The organism is Adlercreutzia sp. CNCM I-6216, assembly GCF_977113345.1.
The window spans coordinates 82,022-104,060 of record NZ_CDSBIE010000004.1; the positions used below are offsets into that span (position 1 = coordinate 82,022).

Here is a 22,039-nt window from a genome sequence, read left to right on the forward strand (position 1 = left end):
TTCGTAGTGCTATACTTTCCCGGAACAAAACGGCGGCCCGGGCGGCCGCATTAGGGGAGGGCGTAACAGCTATGATCGATATTCCAAGTCCGGCTGTGGCCGTCGTGGGGCGGCACAACTCCGGCAAAACGACGCTTATCGAGCGGCTCATCGCCGAGCTTACGGGCCGCGGGTTCGACGTGGGCTCCATCAAGCACCATTCCCATCGCGGGTTCGATATCGATATTCCCGGCAAGGACTCCTACCGCCACAGGGCCGCCGGCGCCTCCGAAACGGTTATTGCGGCTCCGGGGCAGGTGGCGCGCATCAAGACCGTGGAAGACGAGGTGGAGTGCAGCGAGCTGGTGCGCTCGATGCCGAATCACGACATCATTGTGGTGGAGGGCTACCGCAAAAGCGGGTTGCCCACCATCGAGATCATGCGCTCGGGCAACGAGGCCGACTGCCGTGCGGCTCGCCTGTTCGTGAAGGCGGCCCGGGAGGGCCTGCCTTTGACGACGGACTTCACGCAGCTGGGGCGCGCGGTCGACCGCGCGGGCAACGCGGCTGGGCGCGACGGCGCGGGCGAAGTACCGGGTTTGGGCGAGATGCCGGGCGCGTCCGACTACTCGGCTGCCGCCGATGCTGCGGCCAAGATGCCTTCCACCAACACGGTGGCTGTGGTGACCGACATTCCCGAGGCCGAGGAGGCTGCGGCGCTCTATGGCATTCCCGCCATCGGTCTTGAAGATGTGGCCGCTTTGGCCGACTTCCTTTCCGAGCACTACGTGCGGCCGCGCGTCACGGTGGTCATTCAGGCCGGTGGCGAGTCGCGGCGCATGGGCCAGTCGAAGGCAACGGTGCCCTTTGCGGGACGTCCCCTCATCTGCCGTCTCGTCGAGCGTCTGTCGCCCGTGGCCGATGAGCTTATCATCACCACCAACGAGGCCGACAAGCTGGGCTTTCTCCATGATATGTACCCCGATCTGACCATCAGGCTCGTGGGCGACGCCTATGCAGAACGAGGCGCTTTGCCCGGGCTCTATACCGCGCTTGCTGCTGCCGAGAACCCGTACGTGGCCGTTGTGGCCTGCGACATGGTGTTCGCGAGCGCGCGTTTGGTGGTGGCCGAGGCGCTTGCCATGCACGAAAGCGGAGCCGACGTGGTGGCTCCCTCCAACAAGCACGGCTTCGAGCCGCTGCATGCCATGTACCGCAAAGAGGGCTGCCTCGGCGCTGTTCACGCTCGCACCGAGCGGGGCGAGAAGCGCGTGCAGAGCTTCTTCGATGACCCGGCCGTCACGGTGCTGCCCTTTAACCAGGACCGCGTCCTGGAGGTCGAGCCCCGCGGTGGCTGCTTCATCAACGCCAACACGCCCGAAGAGCTGGCTCGCATCGAGCAGTCCTACCTCGGCGAATAGCAGAAAGGGGTTCGCGCCATGCCGAACTTGAACGATATCATGGAGATGATGGACGCCCTGGAGACGAAGGCCATCATCACGATCCCCACGTTCTGCGTGGCTGTGCGCAACCGCCACTCCTCCTGCCGCAAATGCGTCGACGCGTGTTTGGCCGACGCCATCACCATCGAGAAGAACGAGCTGAACATCGACGCTGGGGCGTGCGTGGCCTGCGGGGCCTGCGTGGCGGTGTGCCCTACCTCGGCGTTGGTTCCCATGGATCCGATGCCCGACGACTTGGCCGGCGCTGTGGCCGAGACGACCAACGCGGCTGATGGCCTGACGGTCATCGCCTGCGCTCGCAAAGCGGCCCGCAACGTGGGCGACCCCGACAAGTACGCGGTGGTGCCCTGCCTTGCTCGCATGGAGGAAGAGCTGCTGGTGGAACTGGTGGCCCGCGGTATTCCCGAGATCTGCCTGGTGGACGGTGACTGCCGCACCTGCAAGTACCGGGGCGCGGTGCCCGCCATCGACGATACCGTGGAATCGACCCGCACCCTCATCGAGGCCATGGGGTCGGACGCGCAGATCACGCGCACCTCGGAGTTCCCGGCTTCGGTGCAGGTGGAGGACATGCGAAAGGCCGTCGGCGCCGCCCGGCGCGAGTTCTTCACTTCCTCGGGCCACTACGCCAAGGACGTGGCGAAGTCGGCGGCCGAGAAGGTCGTGAACGACAAGCTGACGCAGCTTCATTTGCAGAAGCAGGAGCAGTCGCTGCGGGAGAAGCTGGGCGTGAAGAACGGTGCGGGCAAGATGCCCACCATCGAGGCCGAGCGCAACATCGCCATTCTGGATGCCATGAGCCGCATCGGCGATCCGGACGAGCCGGTCGTCGACGAGATGTTCACGCGCACCTTCGGCGACATCGCCATCGATGTCGAGAAATGCTCCGGCTGCGGTATGTGCGTCATGTTCTGTCCCACCGACGCTCTGCGCAAGGCGGTGGATCGGCACCCGGACGAGGGTAAGGCGTACTTGGAGTTCCAGGTTTCCGACTGCGTCCAGTGCAATTTGTGCGCCGACGCCTGTCTGAAGAAGTGCATCGAGATCGTGCCTGTCGTCTCCATGAAGGAGCTGTTCGATTTCGAGCCGCGTCTCGTGGAGATCTCCGCCGCTAAGAAGGGCAACAAGCTGTTCAACCGGAACAAGTAGGTTCCTTGGGCGAACCTGTGGCTTTCGCCCCTTTTTATTGCATTGGTCTGTGCTATACTAGCCAACGCTCTAGTGCTTTAGCACAGTAAAGAAGTAAAGTGGGGAAGACGAGAGACTTCCCTGGCGTACCTTTTTAGGGAGGACCGAATGAAGAAACTGACGAAGATCGCCGCTGCGGCTGCGGCTCTGTGCCTGGGGGCCGCGCTTCTGGCCGGCTGCTCGGGCTCGAACGATGCGGCAAGCAACGCGGCTGACAACGGCGCTGCCGCTAACCCCGATGCCACGACGCTCATCGTGGGCCTGGACAACGCTTACCCGCCCTATGGCTTCATCGGCGACGATGGCAACCTGACCGGCTTCGACATTGATCTGGCCACCGAGGTGGCCGCGCGCAATGGTTGGAATCTCGAGCTTGAAGCCATCGACTGGGATGCTAAGGACGCGCTGCTGAACCAGGGTACCATCAACTGCATCTGGAACGGCTTTACCATGGAGGGCCGTGAGGCCGACTACGCGTTCTCGAAGCCCTACATGCACAACGAGCAGGTCGTTGTCGTGAAGAAGGACTCGGGAATCAACTCTCTGGATGATCTGGCCGACAAGAACGTTATGACCCAGGTCGATTCCGCCGCCCTTGACGTGCTGGAGGGCGACCAGAAGGATCTGGCCGACACCTTCGCCGGCGGCAAGGCCCAGACCATCGGCGACTACAACAACGCCTTCATGCAGCTGGAGTCCGGTGCGGTGGATGCCGTGGCCTGCGACCTGTCCATCGCCGACTACCAGATGGCTGCCAAGCCCGACATGTTCGTGAAGCTTGAGCCGCTGTCCACCGAGAACTACGCCGTGGGCTTCGCCAAGGACGGCGATACGGCCATGATCGATGCGGTGAACAAGACGCTGAAGGAGATGTACGACGACGGCACCATCGCCAAGCTGTGCGAGAAGTGGGGCGAGTACGGTATCTCCATCGACAACTGGGTGCTGGTAGATTAATTAACAACCTCGCTGACTTCCTTGGGCGCATCCCGGAGTCAGGGAGAATTTAATTAAAAGGGAGGGCGAGGCTCTTGGGGCCTTGCCCTTCTTGTGGGTTTAAGAGCGACGATGAGAGGACGTGGAGATGGAATTCTCGGTCATGATGGGGATTCTCATGGAAGGTTTCGCCCTGACGGCGGAGATCTTCCTCATCACGCTGGTGGGCTCGCTGCCTTTGGGCGTGGTGGTCGCTCTGGCGCGCATGAGCAAGTTTAAGCCGCTGGCGTGGCTGGCGCAGCTTTACATCTCCATCCTGCGCGGCACGCCGCTTATGCTGCAGCTCATGGCCATCATGTTCGGGCCTTACTACATCTTCGGCCTGAACATGGGCAGTGATTGGAAGTTCTGGGCCTGCGCTATCGGCTTCATCCTGAATTACGCCGCCTACTTCGCTGAAATCTATCGTTCGGGCATCCAGTCTATTCCGCGTGGTCAGTACGAGGCGGCCGAGGTACTGGGCTACACCAAAGCCCAGACCTTCATGAAGATTGTGCTTCCCCAGGTCATCAAGCGTATTCTGCCGGCTATGGGCAACGAGGTCATCACGCTGGTGAAAGACACGTCGCTCGCGTTCGTGCTCGGCATCATGGAGATGTTCTCCGCTGCGAAGGCCCTGGCCGCCAGCGAGGTGTCCATGGTTCCCTACGCCATCGCGGCTCTCATCTACTGGGTGTTCTGCTTAGCTATCGAATTCATCCTGAACCGTGTCGAGAAGCGTCTCGATTATTACCACGACTAGGAGGCGTTTCATGGAAAGCAAAGCGGTCGTAAGCCTCACCAACGGTAAGAAGGCGTTTGGGAACAACGAGGTTCTGAAGGACATTTCGCTGACGGTGAATGCCGGCGATGTGCTGGCCATCATCGGGCCCTCGGGCGGCGGCAAGTCGACGCTTCTGCGTTGCATGACGCTGTTAGAAACCCTTGATTCGGGCGATCTTTCCTACGGCGATCTCACGGTGTGCGCCAACGATGCCGCGGGGCGCGCTGTGTACGGGGGCAAGGACGTCATCGCCGCCGCAAAGACTCGTTTCGGGCTCGTGTTCCAGAATTTCAACCTGTTCCCGCACTACACCGTGCTGCAGAACGTCACCGATGCGCTCATCTGCGTGCGGAAGATGCCGAAGGACGAGGCCCTCGCTCGCGGTCGCGAGCTTCTGGCCCGCATGGGCCTGGCGGACAAGGAATCGATGGTGCCGTGCGACCTATCCGGCGGTCAGCAGCAGCGTGTGGCCATCGCCCGGGCCATGGCCATGAACCCGGACGTGCTGTTCTTCGACGAGCCCACGAGCGCGTTGGATCCGGAGTTGACCCGCGAGGTGCTGAAGGTCATCCGCGATCTGGCGGCCGAGCACATGACCATGGTCATCGTCACCCACGAGATGGGCTTTGCCCGCGATGTGGCCGACCATCTCATCTTTATGGACGGCGGCGTCATCGTGGAGCAGGGCCCGGCCAGCGAGGTCATCAACAACCCCCAGCACGATCGCACCCGCGCGTTTCTGGCGAATTACGATCGCGACTAGGCGCTCGCTTGCGTTCTCGCATCGCCTCGAGGGTGGCTCGAAGACGGCTCGAAAGCGGCTCGGCGGCGGTCGGCGCGGGGTGCGGTGGCCCATGCACGGTCGGCGTGCGTCGTTGCATCTCCGCAGTGGTTGGCGCGCGTACACCGATTGGTGTATCTCTGTGACGCAAGCGTGACGATGGGTTGCCATAACGGTTGAGAAGTTCTAGAGCGTGCTAAGGTTTGGCGCACATAAGGACAACCTTACGTGAAGGAGCCTTCCATGACCGACACCAATAGCACCCCCACGCCTCCAGGCGACTCTGCCTCGGGCGGCCACACCCTCGCATCGCAGCAGCCGGTACCGCTGCAGCCGACTCAGCCTGCGCCCTACAGCGCCCAGGGCACTCAGCCCTACGGCGGTCAGCAGGCTTATGCGGGCCACGCAGGCTACGGAGCCCAGCAGCCCTACGGCTACGGAGCCCAGCAGGCGCCCGGCTCCGCGCAGCATTCCGCCAGCCAGCCTTATGGCCAGCAAACTTACGAGGCCGAGCCCGTGTCGATGCATGCCCAGCACGCGGCTCCCAAGGGCAACGGCGGCAAGACCTTCCTCATCGCCTTCGCCGGCGCGCTCGTGGCCTGTGTACTCGCCTTCGGCGTGTGGGGCATTACGAGTGCGATGATTCCGGGCAGTTCTGGCTCGGGTACTTCAACGGTCGTCACCGACCCCTCCACCGGCGAGACGACGGTCATCGCGCCCAGCGAGGATCCGACGCTGGCCGAGGCCGTGTCCGCGAAGTGCTTGCCCTCTGTGGCCGCCATCACGGTGTACGCCGAGGCTTCCCAGAATGACGCGATGAGCCAGTACTTCGGCTACCAGTACGGTGGCCAGGGCGACGGGTCGGGCGATCTGGTGGCCTATTCCCAGGGATCTGGCGTCGTGCTGACCGAGGATGGCTACATCATCACCAACAACCATGTGGTGGAAGGCGGCAGCGCCTACGAGGTCATGGTCGCCGGAGAGACCTACGAGGCCGATCTCGTGGGCACCGATCCCTCCTCCGACGTGGCCGTGCTGAAGGCCAAGGACGCCAGCGGTCTTACGGTTATGGAGCTTGGCGACTCCGACAACCTGACCATCGGCGAGTGGGTTATGACGTTGGGCAGCCCCTTCGGCTTGGAGCAGTCGGTGGCCACGGGCATCGTATCTGCCACGAGCCGCTCCCAGATTATGGACGCCCAGGAATCGATGCAGTCCGGCGGCACGGGGGAGATTACCATTTACCCGAACATGATCCAGACCGACGCGGCCATCAACCCCGGCAATTCCGGCGGCGCGCTGGTGGATGACGAGGGCAAGCTCATCGGCATCAACACGCTGATCACCTCGTACTCCGGCAACTACTCCGGTGTCGGGTTTGCCATTCCCGTGAACTACGCCATCAACTTGGCCCAGCAGATCATCGCCGGTGAGACGCCGACCCATGCTCAGCTCGGCGTGAGCCTCTCCACGGTGAGCGCGGCGACGGCATCCCGCTACGGCCTGCCCGTCGACGCCGGCGCCTACGTGGCCGCCGTCACCCCCGACTCCGGTGCGGCTGCGGCGGGCATCGTGCCTGGCGACATCGTCACTGCCTTCGATGGACAGGCGGTTGAGTCGGCTTCCGACCTCATGCTGGACGTGCGCACCAAGAACCCCGGCGACACCGTCACCCTCACGGTGAACAGCGGTGGTCAGGAGAAAGAGGTGCAGGTGACCCTGGGCGACGACTCCGCTAGCCAAAAGGCCAAGCAGGAGCAGCAGAGCCAGGAGCAGTCGATGAACGGCTACAGCCTGGAAGACCTCTTCGGCCGCCAGCGCTAACCGGCGTGACGCGCGGGCGTGTGCCGCTCACTGCGTCCACGTCACAGCTCGATCAATCTCGGCCCCTCCTCGGAGGGGCCATTTTAATGGCTAATAATCCTGGCGCACCATGGGAAATATAGCGCCATCTGCTAAGATGCGCCGCAAATCATGTCATATTCGGCATTCGAGGTCTTGCGTCTGCCGCATACTAACTGCACTATCCCATGATGCGCAGAGGAGCGTGCAGTGAGGTTCGGCCCTAACGTAGTGGAGCACGCTCCCTTTTCCATCCCCATGATCGGCAACACCGCGACTGGCTACTCCATCGGGCTCACGCCGGAGGGCGCCGCCGTGTGCCATCGCATGTTTTCCGAGGACGTGACCGAAGCAGAGGTCGCCGCAGTGCATGCGGATTTGCCCGCCCATTTGCGCCGTGGCGGCTTTGTCGTGGAAGATGTGGAGGCCGACGACGTAACATTGGGGAAAGGCGTGGAAGGCGTCGAACGTGCGGAAGGCGTCGGGGCTGGGAATGCCGCTGCGGCTGCATCCGCGCCGTCCGCGTCCGCTGTGCCCGCGCCGCTGCAGTCGGCGTACCTGCACGTCACCCATCATTGTAACTTGAACTGCATCGGCTGCTACTCGGCGGTGGACGCCCGCAATGCGCGGTGCGATCTTACGCTGGACGAGCTGCGGGGCATCATTGACGCCCTGGCCGATGCAGGCTGCCGGCATGTGGTTATTTCCGGCGGTGAGCCCTTTCTGCGCGACGATTTGCCCGCCATTGTCGCTTACGTGCGCGAGCGCGGCATCGCTTCGGTGGACGTGCTTACCAACGGCACGGCCGTCACGCCGGAGAAGCTCGCCGCCATCGCGCCCTACGTGGGCCGCGTCTCGGTGTCCTTCGACGGTCCCAACGCCGAGGCGGCGCCGGTCATCCGCCGCGAGCCTTTGTTCGAGCGTCTCGTGGCAGCGGTTGAGATGATCCGCGAGGCGGGCATTGCGCCGCACATCATTCCGACGGCCCATGCGGGCAACATCGACGCTTTGGGCGAGTACGTGGCTTTGGCCGACTCGCTGGGGGCCACCATGAACTTCAGCCTGCTGTCCGCACCCGTGGAAAGCGACGAGTTGGCAGCGGTTCTTCCTGACGATGCGGCGCTCGAGCGTTTGGCGCAGGCAACGCTGGCCCTGTCGCGCGACGGGGTGCCCGTGTTGTCCGACACGCCGGTGAGCACGCGCTTGACGACGACGTGCGGCTGCGGGGCGGGATGCGCCATGGTAAGCGTATCGGCCGATGGCGAGGTGTTTCCCTGCCACATGATGCACGACGAGGCCTTCAGCCTGGGGTCGCTTGTGGAAGACCCCAGCTGCTTGAGCGCGCGCCATGCTCCTGCCCCGCGCGTGGACGAGCTGGCCGCCTGCGCCGACTGCGACATCCGCTACCTCTGCGGCGGCGGTTGCCGCGCTCGCGCCTATTTCGCCACGGGCGACGTCGAGGCCCGCGATCCCTATTGTGCCCTCATGCGGACGTTCTACCGTCTGCTTTTTGAGGCCATGTTAGGTCGCAACCAAAGAAAGGAGGAGGAATCATGCTGTTCTATAGCGATGCAGAGCCGCTGAGCATCTGTGCGGTGATTGGTCCCGACCACACCCATTGTGTTCAGATCGGGTTTTAGCTGTACATGGATCTGTGCAATCCGGCGTTGGCCTTTTGCGTCGGATTGCGCTTGACTGCGAAAGGAGGTCTGAGAAGTGACGAAGAGCAATACTTTAGAGCAATCGCTTAAACACGCCTCGCATGTATGTCGAGTGATCAATGTGATGCTGACGGTATTGCTAATAGGCGCTGGTCTCATTTGGTTAACGGCATTGGTCATGTCTTTCGCTCAGCTTGGCGCGGCAGGATTCGATGGCATGTCGCTTGTTGCGTATATAGTGCTTTATGGAGTCCTTGTACTTGGCGTTTTGGCAATGCTGAAGCTTATCTTCAAGGATGCAGTCAATAGCGAAACGCCATTTACAGAAAAGCAGGCAGATCGCCTCAGATTCATTGCGTTCCTTGCGCTCATGTTTGCACTTCTCGAATTTGCATTTACCCTCGGGGTGACATTCGAGGTAGTTCCACGCATAGGCTACGATGTGATAGTAAATAGAGGGTCAACTGAGCCTGTTATAAGTATTAATGTTGGAGTACTCGTCTTTTCTGCTATTATGTACTCACTTTCGGCAATATTTCGATATGCTGCGCTGCTCCAGCAACTCAGCGACGAAACCGTGTAAGGGAGCTGATATGCCTATTATTCCTCGTCTCGACCGAGTGATGGCGGATCGTAAGATGTCTGTCAACGAACTCTCTCAGCGCATCGACATCTCGCCGGTGAACATTTCGCGCATGCGCCGCGGCCACATCAAGGCCGTGCGTTTCTCCACCATGGAGCGCATTTGCGAAGTGCTCCAGTGCCAGCCGGGCGACCTGTTTGAGTACGTTTCCCCCGAGCCGGGCACCGATGAGGCCGTCGAGCTGGATGCCATCATCAACCGCCCCATCGAGGAGCCGGCCCGCAAGCCCATCGGCGCCGTCTCCCGCATCCCTGTGAACGTGGCCAACTAGTCTTTGCCACAACCCGCACCTCACAGGACGCCTCACCGGGCGTCCTTTTTCATGCCCGCGAAACACCCCCGAAAAGTGCTCCCCGAGAGCTGCACCCCCGAGAAACACATTTTCAGGAAACGCGCCTGTGCTCCGACGCCCCTTTTTGCAGCATCGAGGAGGTTCCGTAGAGGCAGAAGGATCGACCTCGTCAGATGAAGGACGTCTTTCTGGCAAGTTTTCCAAGCTTTTCGACATGGCCTGTTTGCAGTGGATCAACTGATGACATTCAAGCTGTCTAGATCTCGCCGAAGATTGCTGGGAACGTCATCGGGAGCAACACGGCGGGCACGATTCGGGCCGGCGAGCGTCTCGACAGGACTGTCGATCTTGTGCTGAAGAGGAAGGACATCTGGGACGAGATCCAGATGTCCCAGGCGACGAGGAAGGCTCGGGATCTGTCGAGAGCGGACACAGTGAAGACGACCGTGGGGAAGAGGAATGGGTCGGCAGCCGATGCTTTCAAGAAGGAATACGGGAAAGACTCGGTGCCTGCTGGTTACGATGTCGATCATGTAATAGATCTTCAGCTGGGAAGCGCCGACCATGTGAGCAACATGCGCCCCCTCGACGCCAGCGTCAACCGGAGCATGGGAGCTCAGATACGCTATCCGATAAAGGATCTTCCAGAAGGCACCAAATCGGCAACGTGATATTCGAGTGAAAGGAAGCGAGATGTTCGACTTGTTCAAGAGGAGGAAGGGCCGCGGGGCCCGGCGGAGGGCGACCCCCTCGATGTTCGCGGAGTTTCTGGAGTACTTCGGGGAGGCCCCGGTCCTCGAGGACGGGGCGGCCGATCCCTACGACGCGTTCATCGACGGCCTGGGCGGCCGGTCGTTCGGCGATGGAGTGTTCAGGGTGTTCGAGCGCAGTGATCTCGAGGGATGGCATCGGGTGGTGTCCGGATGCTTCACGAAGCTTCGCAGTGAGTTTAATCTGATCGGATACGATTGGATGGGGCGGTGCTTTGCGGTTGATCAACGGGACGGCGATGGGAAGGAGCTCGTGGTTCTCCTGGAAATCGCAACTCTCGATATGTACTATATCGGGAAAGACGTGGCAGTCTTCCTGAACGAGGTTATGCCGAATCAGAGCGAGGCGTGTCTTGGGGTCGGGAGGTATCGGGAGTGGCTGGAGGGGCATGCGCCCGTGGGACGCATGGAATGCGGCGGCTACAGGATCCCTCTCTTCCTCGGCGGGGAGGACTCCCTGGAGAACATGGAGGTCTCCGACATGGAGGTGTACTGGGATATGACTGACCAGCTGTGGGAGGCCGTGAAGGACCTGCCCGAGGGCACCAAGATAGGCAACATCAGCTTCGAGTAGGGCGAGTCCCCCCCCCAAACCGGAATGAGGCCTTTGAACGGCGATCTGAGCGAGGTGCTCGATGATTTGGGTCTCCGCTACTTCGAGGGAAATGCCAATTCGCTTCGTGCGGGGCAGGTCTTTATGAAAGCCGGCGCTTGAACCTCACGCTGCTGACGTTGTGCGCGATGGTCAAGTACCCATGGGGCGTTCGCGAGGCCGTCTTTATCTCCGCATCCTGTTCGCCAAGGATGGTAGAGGAAGGCGACGGGGGAAGGGCATGGCCGCGGTCGAGATCGTCCCCTGCGTGAGGCTCGGTTCCATTGTCTTCGGCGAGAAATCATATGAAATGGATGCGAATGCGGAGCTGTCGGAAGGCCCTATTGTGACGAAAGGTCGATAGCCGAGGTCGGCGAGGGGCGGGCGGGGACTCCGATGCGACTCTGCTGCGGCACAAGTGCGGTCGGCGCGGGGAACTGACCGGGGCATTCCCGCGTCATTTCTGCGGTCGCTCTGTCGTAGGCTTGGGGAATCGTGATGTCCGATGAGAGGATTCCGCCATGCCGAAGAGATTTCTGAAGTTCTCCGATCGATGGATGTTCAACCGCGTGCTATGCGAAAAGGAGGTGTGCCGCAAGGTCCTGCGCGCCGCGCTGGGGATAGAGGTGGGCGAGATAACCTACCTGAACGCCGAGCAGGCGAAGGAGCCGGCGGCGGCGAGCCGCGGCGTCCGCATGGACGTGTTCGCGCGGGAGGGAAGCCGCGTGTTCGACATCGAGATGCAGGTCTCCCCCGAGGACCGGATAGGGCGCCGGATGCGCTACTACCAGGCGGCGATCGACGCGACGGAGCTGGGCCCCGGGGAAGATTACGGGCTGCTCCCGGAGAGCTTCGTCGTGTTCTTCTGCGCGACCGACCCCTTCAGGGCGGGCGAGGCCGTCTACTCGATCGAGCGGGTCTGCTTGGAGGCCCCGGAGCTGGTCGCGGGGGACGACTCGCACTGGCGCGTGTTCAATGCGTCGGCCGCCGAGGATGTCGCCGACCCCGACCTGCGCGATTTGCTACACTACGTGGCGACGGGGCGGCCCGAGGGCGCGCTGTCCCGAGAGATAGACTCCCTCGTGGAGGAATACAACCGTGACCGGGAGTGGGTGACCAAGGTGCTGACCTACGAGCAGGATACCGAGATGCGCTGCCGCCGGGCAGAGGCCAGGGGCATGGAGCAGGGCATGGACAGGCTGGGAACTCTCGTCGGCCTCCTTCTGGACGCGGGGCGCCTCGACGATGCCAGGCGGGTTTCCGAGGATGCTGCCTATCGCGATGAAATGCTCGCGGAGTTCGGGCTGAAAGCGAGCGAGTAGACAACGGGAAAGCGTCGCGGAGAGTTGCCCTCCGCTGCGAATGCTATCGGCCTGGTATGAAACTATCACCTTAAAATTATTGAAAACGTGCTAGTATATTAAATACATTATGAGGTTACCGTACCGCAGCGGAGAAGAGGCGGCCGTGTGGGCGCCTGCAGGATCACGCAAAAAGCGGCTTTCTGGGCGGATGGGAGCATGCTATGCCTATTGTGTCGAAGTTGAAGGTGGTCATGGCCGACCGCGACATCAGCGTCAACGAGCTGTCGGAGAAGGTGGGGCGTTCGGCGGTGAACCTCTCCCACTTGCGCTGCAATCGCTCAAAAGGTATTCGGATCTCGCTGCTGGAGGATTTGTGTCGCGAGCTGCACTGCCAACCGGGCGATTTACTCGTGTACGAGCCGCCCGCTCGCGAGGAGCAGGACTGACCGAGCCGGCGGGTGTCGCCGAGGCGTCTTTCGTCATCTTTCCTTTAAAAAGACACGGGAAAGATGCTTAAGAGCTTGCACGAGCCTTTCGCTCGCTCGCTCGCTCGATTGATGGGGGGCGAGAGGAAGTTCTTCGCCTTAGAAGTTGATGAGGGCGCCCAAGGGAACATCGAGGGCATCGGCGATTTCGATATATTTGGCGATGCCCGTGTTGTGCTTGCCGGCCTCGATGCGGGCGATGACGGCTTGGTCGGTGTGCACCATGAGGGCAAGCCTTTGCTGGGAAAGGTTCTGGGCAATGCGATGCGCCCTGATCTGCTGACCAAGCGAGTGAATGCGGGCTTGCACCTTTTCCTGTTCGTCGTTCATGGGGCCAAGAGTACGTTGATGACGAATCAGTCATAGGTCATATATGACATAACTCGGCAATTTCTGAAGAATGGGCGCACGGGAAGAGTGGCTGCCTGGCGTCTGCGCGATATGCGTTTCTGCCCGCAGTGGTCTGCACGACGGTTTGCGGTTCAGCGGGAGAGGGTTCGGGTAAGCCCCTATGCTCGCGCCTCAGCACTGAGCTAATTCTTTGATCTTGGAAGGCTGACGCTGCGTTGGCGAGGGACTTCGGGTAATATGTATCCGTTTACAAGATCCTGCCGACGAAGGGATGTACTCGATGGCGAACGAATACAAGTACGATCGCGTGCTGCTCAAGCTATCTGGCGAGGCGCTCGCCGGCGATCAGGGGTACGGCATTGACCCGCGAGTGGTCGATGACCTTGCCGAGGAGATCGCCGAGATCGTTCACGATGGCGTGCAGCTGGCTGTGGTTGTCGGCGGGGGCAACATCTTCCGCGGTTTGGCCGGATCGGCCGAGGGCATGGATCGCTCCCAGGCCGATTACATCGGCATGCTGGCCACGGTGATGAATGCGCTCGCTCTGCAGGACGCCTTCGAGCGCCACGGCATCTTCTCCCGTGTGCAGAGCGCCATCAATATGCAGGAAGTGTCCGAGCCCTACATTCGCCGCCGCGCGATCCGCCATTTGGAGAAGGGGCGCGTCGTCATTTTGGCGGCCGGCACGGGCAATCCCTATTTCACGACCGATACGACGGCGGCCCTGCGCGCCTGCGAGCTGGACGTCGATTGCGTCATGAAGGCCACGAAGGTCGACGGCGTCTACGATGCCGACCCGATGAAGAATCCCGACGCGCACCGGTTCGACCATATCAGCTATATGGAGGTGCTGAGCCAGGGGCTGCATGTCATGGATGCCACGGCCACCTCGCTTTGCATGGACAACGACGTGCCCATGATCGTCTTCGATCTCACCAAGCCGGGCAACATCAAGGCCGCTCTGCAGGGCGAGCCGGTGGGCACGGTGGTCGAGTAGGCACCTGGGGCGCAGGCCGCGCCGGAGCCGCTTGTCGGCGCGACAGCGAGGACGAGCGTATGCCGCGGGTCGCGAGGCTCGTGGCGGATTCTAGAAGGATTTCAGGGGGAGGAGCCCCTGAGTGATTAGGGAGGAAACCCTCATGGCAGATATCGACGAGATTCTGATGAGCGCGGAAGAGCGCATGGAAAAGGCCATCACGGCGCTGAAGGAGAACTTCATGGGCGTGCGCACGGGCCGCGCCAACGCCATGGTGCTCGACCGCATCAAGGTGGACTACTACGGCGTGCCCACGCCGGTGAACCAGATGGCTGGCGTGAAGACGCCCGAGGCCCATCTGCTGGTCATCGAACCTTGGGACAAGGGCATGCTGCGTGCCATCGAGCACGCCATCCTCGAGAGCGATTTGGGCGTGACCCCGAACAACGACGGCTCGGTCATTCGCCTGCCGTTCCCGAGCCTGACCGAGGAGCGCCGCCGCGATCTGGTGAAGCAGTGCAAGACCTACGCCGAGGAAGCGCGCGTGGCCGTGCGCAATGCGCGCCGCGACGCGAACACCGCGATCGAGAAGGCCGTGAAGAACGACAACCTTCCCGAAGACGAATCGAAGCGGGCCGAGGCCGAGATCCAGAAGATGACTGATCGGTTCGTTGCCGAGGTCGATGAGGTTCTGAAGAAGAAGGAAGCCGAGGTCATGGAGATCTAGGGGGTTCACTGGCTTCACGAACGACCGGTGGGTAGGGATGAATAAGGATTTAGATTACATATTTCCGGATCCGCCCGAGGGGGTTGATCCTCGGGCGCTTGATCCGGAGAGGATTCCCGAGTCGGTGGCCATCATCATGGATGGCAACGGGCGCTGGGCCAAGAAGCGCGCGCTGAATCGCCTGAAGGGCCATAAGGCCGGCATCGAGGCGGTGCGAGAGGCCATTCGCTGCGCGTCGGATCTTGGGGTGCGCTATCTGACCATCTACTCGTTTTCCACGGAGAACTGGAAGCGGCCCGAAGATGAGGTCGTGGGGCTGATGGATCTGTTCGCCAAGACCATGCTCGCCGAAGTGGACGGCCTTCATGAAGAGGGCGTGCGCGTGCGGACGATTGGCGATCTCTCGGCGCTTCCCGCAGAGACGCGTGAGGCCTTCGATGAGGCCTGGGAGAAGACGCGCGACAACGACGGTATGACGCTGGTGGTGGCCGTGAACTACGGTGGCCGTCAGGAAATACTGCGCGCTTGCCGGGGCTGCATGCGCGAGGCGGTGCTTTTGGGCGAAGAGACCGGGGAAGTGATAGAGCCCACCGAGGAGATGTTCGAGCGGGGGCTGTACACGTTCGGGATGCCCGACCCCGATCTGGTCATTCGCACTTCGGGCGAGATGCGCATCTCGAACTTCCTGCTGTGGCAGATCGCCTATTCCGAATTCGTGGTCACCGATGTGCTATGGCCCGACTTCAACCGCTACACCTTCCTGGAGTGCCTGCTCGAGTATCAGGGGCGGAACCGCCGTTTCGGGGGCGTGGCCTAAATGCGCGGGGGGATTTCCGACGAAGAGAAGAAGGATCGAGCCCGAGCGGCGCGCGAGCGATTGCGCCGAGGCGACCATGGCCGTCGTGTGCGTTCGGAAGAGCGCGGAAGCGTGTCAGCTGCGCGTGGGGCGGCGGCTTCTGACGGGATGAGTGCGTCCCCTGACGAGGTGAGTGCGCCCTCGGAGGAGCGCACTCATTTGCTCGACCGGCTGCAGCCCGATGAGGAACGCGACTTGCCTCCCGTCGTCTGCGATGCGGAATCGGCCCCCGAAGGCCCTCCCTGGCACTACGACCTCTCCGATGAGGAGCGCGCCGCCCGCGAGGAGAAGCGCGAGACGCGCCAGGAGAAGCGCGATCGCCTGAAGCAGAAGGCGCTGAACAAGACGCCGGACAAGCTGCGCAATCCCTCCGATCTTCAAGTGCGTTTCCGTACCGGGGTAATTTACACGGCGGCGACGGTCATCTGCGTGCTGGCCGGCAACATCCCCATGGTGCTCATGCTGATGGTTGTCGCTGGCATCTGCGCCGGCGAGTTCTTCTACATGCTGCGCTCCGATGCGAAGCTGCCCAACGAGATGCTCGGCATTATTGCGGCCGTGCTCTATCCCCTAAGTGTGTACATTGCCGGTCTGGTGGGCGCGATGCTGGTGAGCTTGGCTCTTCTGCTGGCCCTCTTGGTGTGGTACGTGTTCTGGCTGCGGGCCCGCATCCCCGATGTGGGGGTGAGCTTCTTCGGTGCTGCCTACACGGGCCTTCTGCTGTGCGGACTGGTGATTATCCGTGTGTCGCTGCCGGCGCCGTGGGGCGGCGCCTGCGTGCTTCTGCTGTTCTTGTCGGTGTGGGCCAACGATGCCTTCGCCTATTTGGTGGGAAGCAAAATCGGGAGGCACAAGCTGGCACCGCGCACGAGTCCGAAGAAGAGCTGGGAAGGGTTCATCGCAGGTCTGGTGGGGTCGGTGATATTTTGGTGCCTCATGACGCTGGTGCCCGGCATCACCATGGCCATTCCTCAGGCTATTGTCTTCGGCATCATTTCCGGCTGCATGGGAGTGCTGGGCGATTTGGCGGAGAGCCGCATCAAGCGGAATTCCGGGTTCAAGGACTCCGGCACCATCATGCCCGGCCACGGCGGCCTGCTCGATCGGAGCGACTCGCTGTTCCTCACCTCCATCACGGCAGCTATCCTTCTGATAGCCGGCGGTTGCATTCCCTATGCTCTTTTCTAGGCGATCCGTCCCGGTTCGCTCTTTGCGTGTCCTGTCATAGTGAAAGGGGTTCTCATGGCCAAACGGCGCATTGCGGTACTCGGCTCTACGGGATCCATCGGTACCCAGACCCTCGATGTCGTGCGTCAGCACGGCGATAAGCTGGAGATCGTCGGTCTTGCGGTGAACAGCTCCTTGGATGTTCTGCTCGCTCAAGCCCGGGAATTCGGCGTGCGCCATCTGGCGGTGGGGAATGCCGCTTTGGCGAACGATCCCCGTTGCGATGAGGCGCGGGCCCTCGTGCGGTCGCTGGCCGTTCCCGAGGGCCAGGAGGACGCGGAGGCGAGCTTCGGCGTGGGCTCCGAAGCCGTCGTGGCTCTCACCCAACTGCCCGAGGTGGATGTCGTCGTGAACGCCCTGGTAGGGGCAGCTGGCTTGGAGGCGAGCTATACGACGCTGAAGGCGGGCAAGGTGCTCGCTTTGGCCAACAAGGAGTCGCTCGTGGTGGGTGGCGACCTCATTATGCCGCTGGCAGCAGCGGTGGATGCGGATCGTCGGGCCTCCGGCGTAGCTCCGGCGACAGGGCCGGCCGGGGCGCTCATGCCCATCGATTCGGAGCACGGGGCCATCTACCAATGTCTGCTCGGAGAGAATCCGCGCGAGATCTCGAAGCTGTGGGTGACGGCTTCGGGCGGCCCGTTCCGAGGCAAGACGATCGCCGACCTGGAGGCGGTCACGCCAGCTCAGGCACTGGCCCATCCCACCTGGAACATGGGGGCGAAGATCTCCATCGATTCCTCGACGCTGATGAACAAGGGGCTCGAAGTCATCGAGGCGCACCACTTGTTCGCGATGTCCTACGACCAGATCGAAGTGGTAGTGCAGCCCCAGAGCGCCATCCATTCGATGGTGGAGTTTACCGATGGGTCGGTTCTGGCTCATTTGGGTACGACCGATATGCGCATTCCCATTCAATTTGCTCTCTCCTATCCCGAGCGGTGGGAGGCTCCCGTGAGACCGCTCGATTTTCGGACGTTGGGCTCGCTGGAATTTGCGGCGCCCGATGTGGATACGTTCCGCTGTCTTGCTCTGGCTCGTCATGCAGGTGAGGTGGCGGGCACGCTGCCCGCCGTCATGAATGCCGCCAACGAAGTGGCGGTGGCAGCATTTCTCGCCGAGCAGATCGGCTACCTCGATATCGCCTGCTGCGTCGAGGCGACCATGGACGCCCACGAAGGGGCAGGCGTCCAAGTCGTGGAGAGCCTCGAGCAGCTGAAGGCCGTCGACGCATGGGCCCGCGCCTTCGCAAGCGAGTGGGCCCGGGGGCGGCAGAGTTAGCGGCGCCGCCCCCGGAAGCGTTCTCAGCGGCGCTTGCGGTAGGCGACGAAGGCAGCGCCGGCGCCGGCGACGGCGAGCAGGGCGACCAAACAAATCACCGTAAGGCTCTCGTCTCCCGTTTGAGCGAGGCGAGAGGCTCGGGCGACGCGCGTCGGCTCGGGCTCGTCGGCCTCGGGCTCTGCGGGCTTTTCCGGCTCGTCGCCGCCGGTCGGCGGCAGCGGCAGGTCTGGATAGGCGTAGGAGACGGTCTGCCCCTCATCCTCGATATCGGCGTGGAGGGCCACCTCGATGTCGTCGTGCAGCAGCGATTCGAAGACCACGAGGCTCACGCCATCCAAGTTGGCGCCGGGAATGGTGATCTCGACATCCACCGTGCCCGAGGGTTCCTCGGGGATGAACCGGTGGCTTACCATGACCACTTTATCCTCCACGAGCCACGGGGCGTTTTCCTCTTTGTCCATGAGCACGGCGGATAGCTCGTACTCCTCGCCGGGGGTCAGTCCCTGGTAGCTGACGGTGTCGATGATGGTGACCTCTTCGGCTGGCACGCCTTCGTGAGTGCCGGTGGCGGCGTCGACGGCCGTTGTGCCGATGGCGATAGGGCTTACGGCGATGGTCTGCTTGCGGTCGGCGAGATCGCGGTGCGAGGCTACTTCGACGCCATCTTGCAGAAGCGTCTCGAAGACGACGAGGTTGGTGTCCTCGGTGATCGCCGAGGCGTCGAAGGCGAAGGTCACGTTCGCGTACCCGTTGTAATCCTCGGGAGTGAACTCAAGCTCGGCGGTGACTTCTTCCTCATTCACGAGGAACGGCTCTCCGGTGGCTTTGTCCATGAGGGTTCCCCGAAGCAGATAGGGCTCTTCGGGTTCTAGGCCAGAATAAGTGACTCGGTCGATGACGACGGCCTTGGTGTCGGCGCTGATCTGCGTGTCGTACAGATCGTCGGACAGACCGTCGTAGGCACTCGTGCGGATCGTGGGCTTGTCGGTGCCCGTGTTGTTGAGAGTGCCTAAGTCGACGACGAGCCCCTCATCGCTCTCGTCAACCACGATTTCATCGCGGATCATCTCGAAGATTGCGTTGGCCGGGCATCGAAGCTCTTCCAGCTCGTACGTGTCAAAGGGCAGTGCGCCCAGTCCATTGTCCGCAGCGACGGACGCCCCTTCGGCATTGAGACCGAACCAGATCCCCGCTGTGGCATCAAGGGCCTCGGTGTCCAACGTAAGCGGCATCTGGAAGCTGCCGTCAGGAGCGGTGAACTGCGCGTCGTTGGCGTTCGTGTTCGCGTCGTGGGGATGCCCCGGGGTAGATTCCGTGGAAGCGAGCCCGTTCTTGTCCGTGACGAGGATGTGCCATTCGCCGGTCGTCTTCGAGGTGAGCTTGAAGGGGATGCCGGCCAGCTTTGCGGCGCCGTCGACGCGCTTCATGAAGCGCAGATCGGTGCGGGCGACGCGGTCGGTGACGAGATCGCCGTTCTGTTCCGCATCGAAGGTCTCGATAATCTCGCCATCGGTGTCGGCATCGGTGACGTGGCGCACGTGCACGGTCTCGTCGAGAAGGTAGCCACGCGGCGCTTTCACTTCCTGGATGGCATAGGTGCCGATGGGAAGCGCGATGCGACCGTTGGAGAGCTTGTAGAACGCATCGCCTGCCACCTTGTAGGGAAGCTCTTCGGTCGTTCCGTCGGCCAAAGTGTGCGTGAAGCTGCCCTCCGCCTCGTCGAGCAAGAAGGCGCCCTCGTCGTTGGTGCGCACGACCCAGCTTGCTTGCGGCTCGAGGGTCTTAAGGGCATCCAGAGAAGCATTCTTTGTCGCATAATAATCGATGCGGAAGTGGGCATCGCCGAGGGTGGCGGCACCCTGCGCATGGCTCTGACCGCTTTGAGCATCCTTCTTCTGGATAAGAAGGGAGAGGGGATTCAACTTTGCCTTGTCGCTGACGGCAGTGGTATTCACGCGGGTGACGGAACGATCAGCGACGGTCACGGCATAGGTTCGGCTATCCAGAGCATAGCCCTCCAGAGGGCGCTTGGTCTCGCGCACCCAATAGGAGCCGATGGGCATCTCGTCGATGCGTCCGTAGCCGTCGGCATCGCCGTTCAGGCTCGTACGGATTTCGCGGACGAGCTTTGTGCAGGCCGAGTCCGCGTACACGCCATAGACGGCGCCCGCCAAGGTATAGCCGGGGTGTCCCATCGTGACCTCGGGATAGCCCGACTGCTTGAGCAAGTCGATGGAGCCGCGCATGGGTTCATCGGCAAAGGATACTTGGCACACGACGCTCTCGTCGCTGGTTGCCTCCACGGTCGCCTTCTGGACGGCGCTATTCAGGCGGAATCCGGGCGGGGCGAACAGTTCGCAGAAGTAATAGTCGCCGCCCTCGATGTCCTCGGCGACCGCACTTCTGCCATCCGCCCCGGTAACGAGGGTAAACGAAGCATTGGCCTGAGCCCAGGTGCGGGCCGCCTGCCAGCTTCCCCAGGCGCCCTTGGCAGCCTGCTCGGCCGCCGCTTCGGCGCTTGCACGAGTGGAGAAGGCGCCGAACACCGCGTTGGCGAGCGAGTAATTCCCGTTGGCGTTGGAGATGGCGGGGTTGGCGGAGGTTTTCACGACCTGGGCGCGCCCGGTGTTGATGGGCTCCACCAGCAGGTAGCCGACAACGTCCTGGAACTCCTTGTTGGTGGCAGCGGATCGAGCATCGATTTTGTAGTAGAACTTGTACCATCCGTTGTACGCGGATTGCGAGCCGGTGTAGGTGCCCTTGTAAGTGATGTAGTTGTCGCCGTTGGGGTTGCTTGCCACGGCGCCGTAGCCGTTGGAAACGCCGGCAGTACCGCAGGTGGCTTGGGCCATGGCGCGGTTGGTGGGTGCGCTTCCCCCGCTGTAGTTGGTGTCCTTGTAGTCGTTGCCCGTGGTGAGGAAGCGAGCGCGGTAGTCGCTGCCGGTGCGCGAGGTGGCGAAGGGCGCATCGGCGCCGTTGCGGGCGGCGATCGTCTCGTAAAGGAACGCGTCCACGACGGCGTCGAAGCTGCTCGATGCGGTGTTCAGCACGTAGTCGTTGAAGTTCGTTCCCTGGGAAACTCCGTTCACCCAGTGCTGAGAGGTGCCGAAGAAAGCGCCGAACCCATAGGAGCCTACCAGATCGCTGGGGAACCCATAGGCCTCCTGTTTGCGGGGCATGTCGACATCGAAGGTTTCGAGGCGCATATAGGGGTTGAGCGCGTAGTGCTTCTCGGTCTGGCCGGGGAAGGCGGCTGCGAAGGGGGCGATGCCGCCAGCCTCGGCGAGGATATCGGGAATGTCCGAGGCGATGGTCGTTGTCTCTTCGCCGATGGTGAGCTCCTGCGGACTCGTGTCGAGATCGGCGAGCACAAAGCGCTCATAGGCGGGATGTGCGGGCGACAGCTCGAAGACGATGCCGAGGGTTTCCAGAGTGTCCGCATAGGACTCGGGGATGCTTACGGTGCCCGCTGCGGCATCAAGAGAGCACTCATCGGTAATGTCGCGCTGGCGGTCGCCGAAGGTGGCGTAGTGCTCGTACACGGCGAAGCTGAGCGCCTCGTCGAGATCAAGCGCTCCACCCTCATCGACCGTGGCGACAATGTGCCCTTCTTGCAGGTCGTATGGCGCGGTGATGCTGGCGAAGTCGATGGTCTCGCCCGCAGAGTCTTTAAAATGGAACATGACGGGCACCCCCTCGGTTTCCGTGGCGACTGCCGAGGTCGCAGGGGCACACATCGCGGGGATGAGGCCCACGAGCAGTAGGAAGGCAAGAACCATGTTGAAAAGGGCGCGGCCTCCTTGGAGGGGCGGGCGCGCGGGGACGGGATCGAGTGAATCCACGGTGACTCCTCTCTGCGCGGCCA

General features: G+C 62.2%; 20 protein-coding genes. 18 read left to right on the top strand and 2 right to left on the bottom strand.

All coding sequences use genetic code 11. The annotated features are described in order from the left end of the window. The first annotated feature begins 71 nt into the window (after positions 1 to 71). The 13 genes from mobB (at position 72) to ACYVRU_RS05145 (ending at position 12,720) form a co-directional block, all read left to right on the top strand. Positions 72 to 1,400: a molybdopterin-guanine dinucleotide biosynthesis protein B gene (gene mobB, locus ACYVRU_RS05085; RefSeq protein ID WP_452039353.1), complete on the top strand. Its 1,329-nt coding sequence runs from the start codon at positions 72 to 74 to the stop codon at positions 1,398 to 1,400. 18 nt (positions 1,401 to 1,418) lie between these two features. After that, positions 1,419 to 2,591 (top strand): 4Fe-4S binding protein, encoded by a 1,173-nt coding sequence (locus tag ACYVRU_RS05090; protein ID WP_173111486.1) that lies wholly within the window; start codon positions 1,419 to 1,421, stop codon positions 2,589 to 2,591. 147 nt (positions 2,592 to 2,738) lie between these two features. Further along, the gene (locus ACYVRU_RS05095) at positions 2,739 to 3,587 is read left to right on the top strand and encodes an amino acid ABC transporter substrate-binding protein (protein ID WP_114538635.1); all 849 of its coding nucleotides are present in this window, start codon (positions 2,739 to 2,741) and stop codon (positions 3,585 to 3,587) included. Positions 3,588 to 3,714: 127 nt separating this feature from the next. Beyond that, a complete protein-coding gene (locus tag ACYVRU_RS05100; protein WP_452039354.1) occupies positions 3,715 to 4,368 on the top strand; it encodes an amino acid ABC transporter permease in 654 nt (217 codons plus the stop codon). A 10-nt stretch (positions 4,369 to 4,378) separates the two neighbouring features. Beyond that, positions 4,379 to 5,152, top strand: a complete 774-nt coding sequence (locus tag ACYVRU_RS05105) for an amino acid ABC transporter ATP-binding protein (protein WP_452039355.1) — start codon at positions 4,379 to 4,381, stop codon at positions 5,150 to 5,152. A 261-nt stretch (positions 5,153 to 5,413) separates the two neighbouring features. Continuing rightward, on the top strand, positions 5,414 to 6,994 hold the full coding sequence (locus ACYVRU_RS05110) for a S1C family serine protease (protein ID WP_256156364.1): 1,581 nt from the start codon (positions 5,414 to 5,416) through the stop codon (positions 6,992 to 6,994). A 228-nt stretch (positions 6,995 to 7,222) separates the two neighbouring features. Beyond that, on the top strand, positions 7,223 to 8,596 hold the full coding sequence (locus ACYVRU_RS05115; protein ID WP_256156365.1) for a radical SAM/SPASM domain-containing protein: 1,374 nt from the start codon (positions 7,223 to 7,225) through the stop codon (positions 8,594 to 8,596). Positions 8,597 to 8,728: 132 nt separating this feature from the next. Beyond that, entirely contained in the window at positions 8,729 to 9,256 is a 528-nt protein-coding gene (locus ACYVRU_RS05120; protein ID WP_114538640.1) for a DUF2975 domain-containing protein, read from the top strand. A gap of 10 nt (positions 9,257 to 9,266) precedes the next feature. Further along, on the top strand, positions 9,267 to 9,587 hold the full coding sequence (locus ACYVRU_RS05125) for a helix-turn-helix domain-containing protein (RefSeq protein ID WP_114548232.1): 321 nt from the start codon (positions 9,267 to 9,269) through the stop codon (positions 9,585 to 9,587). Positions 9,588 to 9,958: 371 nt separating this feature from the next. Continuing rightward, positions 9,959 to 10,279, top strand: a complete 321-nt coding sequence (locus ACYVRU_RS05130) for an HNH endonuclease signature motif containing protein (RefSeq protein ID WP_114538642.1) — start codon at positions 9,959 to 9,961, stop codon at positions 10,277 to 10,279. Positions 10,280 to 10,301: 22 nt separating this feature from the next. Next, positions 10,302 to 10,952, top strand: coding sequence for a T6SS immunity protein Tdi1 domain-containing protein (locus ACYVRU_RS05135; protein ID WP_114538643.1), 651 nt, complete (start codon positions 10,302 to 10,304; stop codon positions 10,950 to 10,952). Positions 10,953 to 11,491: 539 nt separating this feature from the next. Continuing rightward, complete coding sequence (locus tag ACYVRU_RS05140) at positions 11,492 to 12,292, top strand: Rpn family recombination-promoting nuclease/putative transposase (protein WP_451917917.1); 801 nt, start codon at positions 11,492 to 11,494, stop codon at positions 12,290 to 12,292. A 203-nt stretch (positions 12,293 to 12,495) separates the two neighbouring features. Continuing rightward, on the top strand, positions 12,496 to 12,720 hold the full coding sequence (locus ACYVRU_RS05145; protein WP_114548230.1) for a helix-turn-helix domain-containing protein: 225 nt from the start codon (positions 12,496 to 12,498) through the stop codon (positions 12,718 to 12,720). 138 nt (positions 12,721 to 12,858) lie between these two features. On the opposite strand, the gene ACYVRU_RS05150 is transcribed toward ACYVRU_RS05145, so the two are convergent. Continuing rightward, positions 12,859 to 13,089: a helix-turn-helix domain-containing protein gene (locus ACYVRU_RS05150; RefSeq protein WP_114548229.1), complete on the bottom strand. Its 231-nt coding sequence runs from the start codon at positions 13,087 to 13,089 to the stop codon at positions 12,859 to 12,861. A 301-nt stretch (positions 13,090 to 13,390) separates the two neighbouring features. On the opposite strand from ACYVRU_RS05150, the gene pyrH reads away from it, so the two are divergent. The 5 genes from pyrH to dxr all read left to right on the top strand — a co-directional run bounded on the left by pyrH (position 13,391) and on the right by dxr (position 18,174). After that, positions 13,391 to 14,107: a UMP kinase gene (pyrH, locus tag ACYVRU_RS05155; RefSeq protein WP_114538647.1), complete on the top strand. Its 717-nt coding sequence runs from the start codon at positions 13,391 to 13,393 to the stop codon at positions 14,105 to 14,107. 142 nt (positions 14,108 to 14,249) lie between these two features. Next, entirely contained in the window at positions 14,250 to 14,813 is a 564-nt protein-coding gene (gene frr, locus ACYVRU_RS05160) for a ribosome recycling factor (protein ID WP_114538648.1), read from the top strand. Positions 14,814 to 14,850: 37 nt separating this feature from the next. Beyond that, positions 14,851 to 15,630 (top strand): isoprenyl transferase, encoded by a 780-nt coding sequence (locus ACYVRU_RS05165; RefSeq protein ID WP_022738414.1) that lies wholly within the window; start codon positions 14,851 to 14,853, stop codon positions 15,628 to 15,630. A 111-nt stretch (positions 15,631 to 15,741) separates the two neighbouring features. Continuing rightward, positions 15,742 to 16,857 (top strand): phosphatidate cytidylyltransferase, encoded by a 1,116-nt coding sequence (locus ACYVRU_RS05170; protein ID WP_306506244.1) that lies wholly within the window; start codon positions 15,742 to 15,744, stop codon positions 16,855 to 16,857. Positions 16,858 to 16,911: 54 nt separating this feature from the next. Further along, entirely contained in the window at positions 16,912 to 18,174 is a 1,263-nt protein-coding gene (gene dxr, locus ACYVRU_RS05175; RefSeq protein ID WP_451917918.1) for a 1-deoxy-D-xylulose-5-phosphate reductoisomerase, read from the top strand. Positions 18,175 to 18,197: 23 nt separating this feature from the next. On the opposite strand, the gene ACYVRU_RS05180 is transcribed toward dxr, so the two are convergent. After that, on the bottom strand, positions 18,198 to 22,016 hold the full coding sequence (locus ACYVRU_RS05180) for a VaFE repeat-containing surface-anchored protein (RefSeq protein ID WP_452039356.1): 3,819 nt from the start codon (positions 22,014 to 22,016) through the stop codon (positions 18,198 to 18,200). Positions 22,017 to 22,039: the final 23 nt, after the last annotated feature.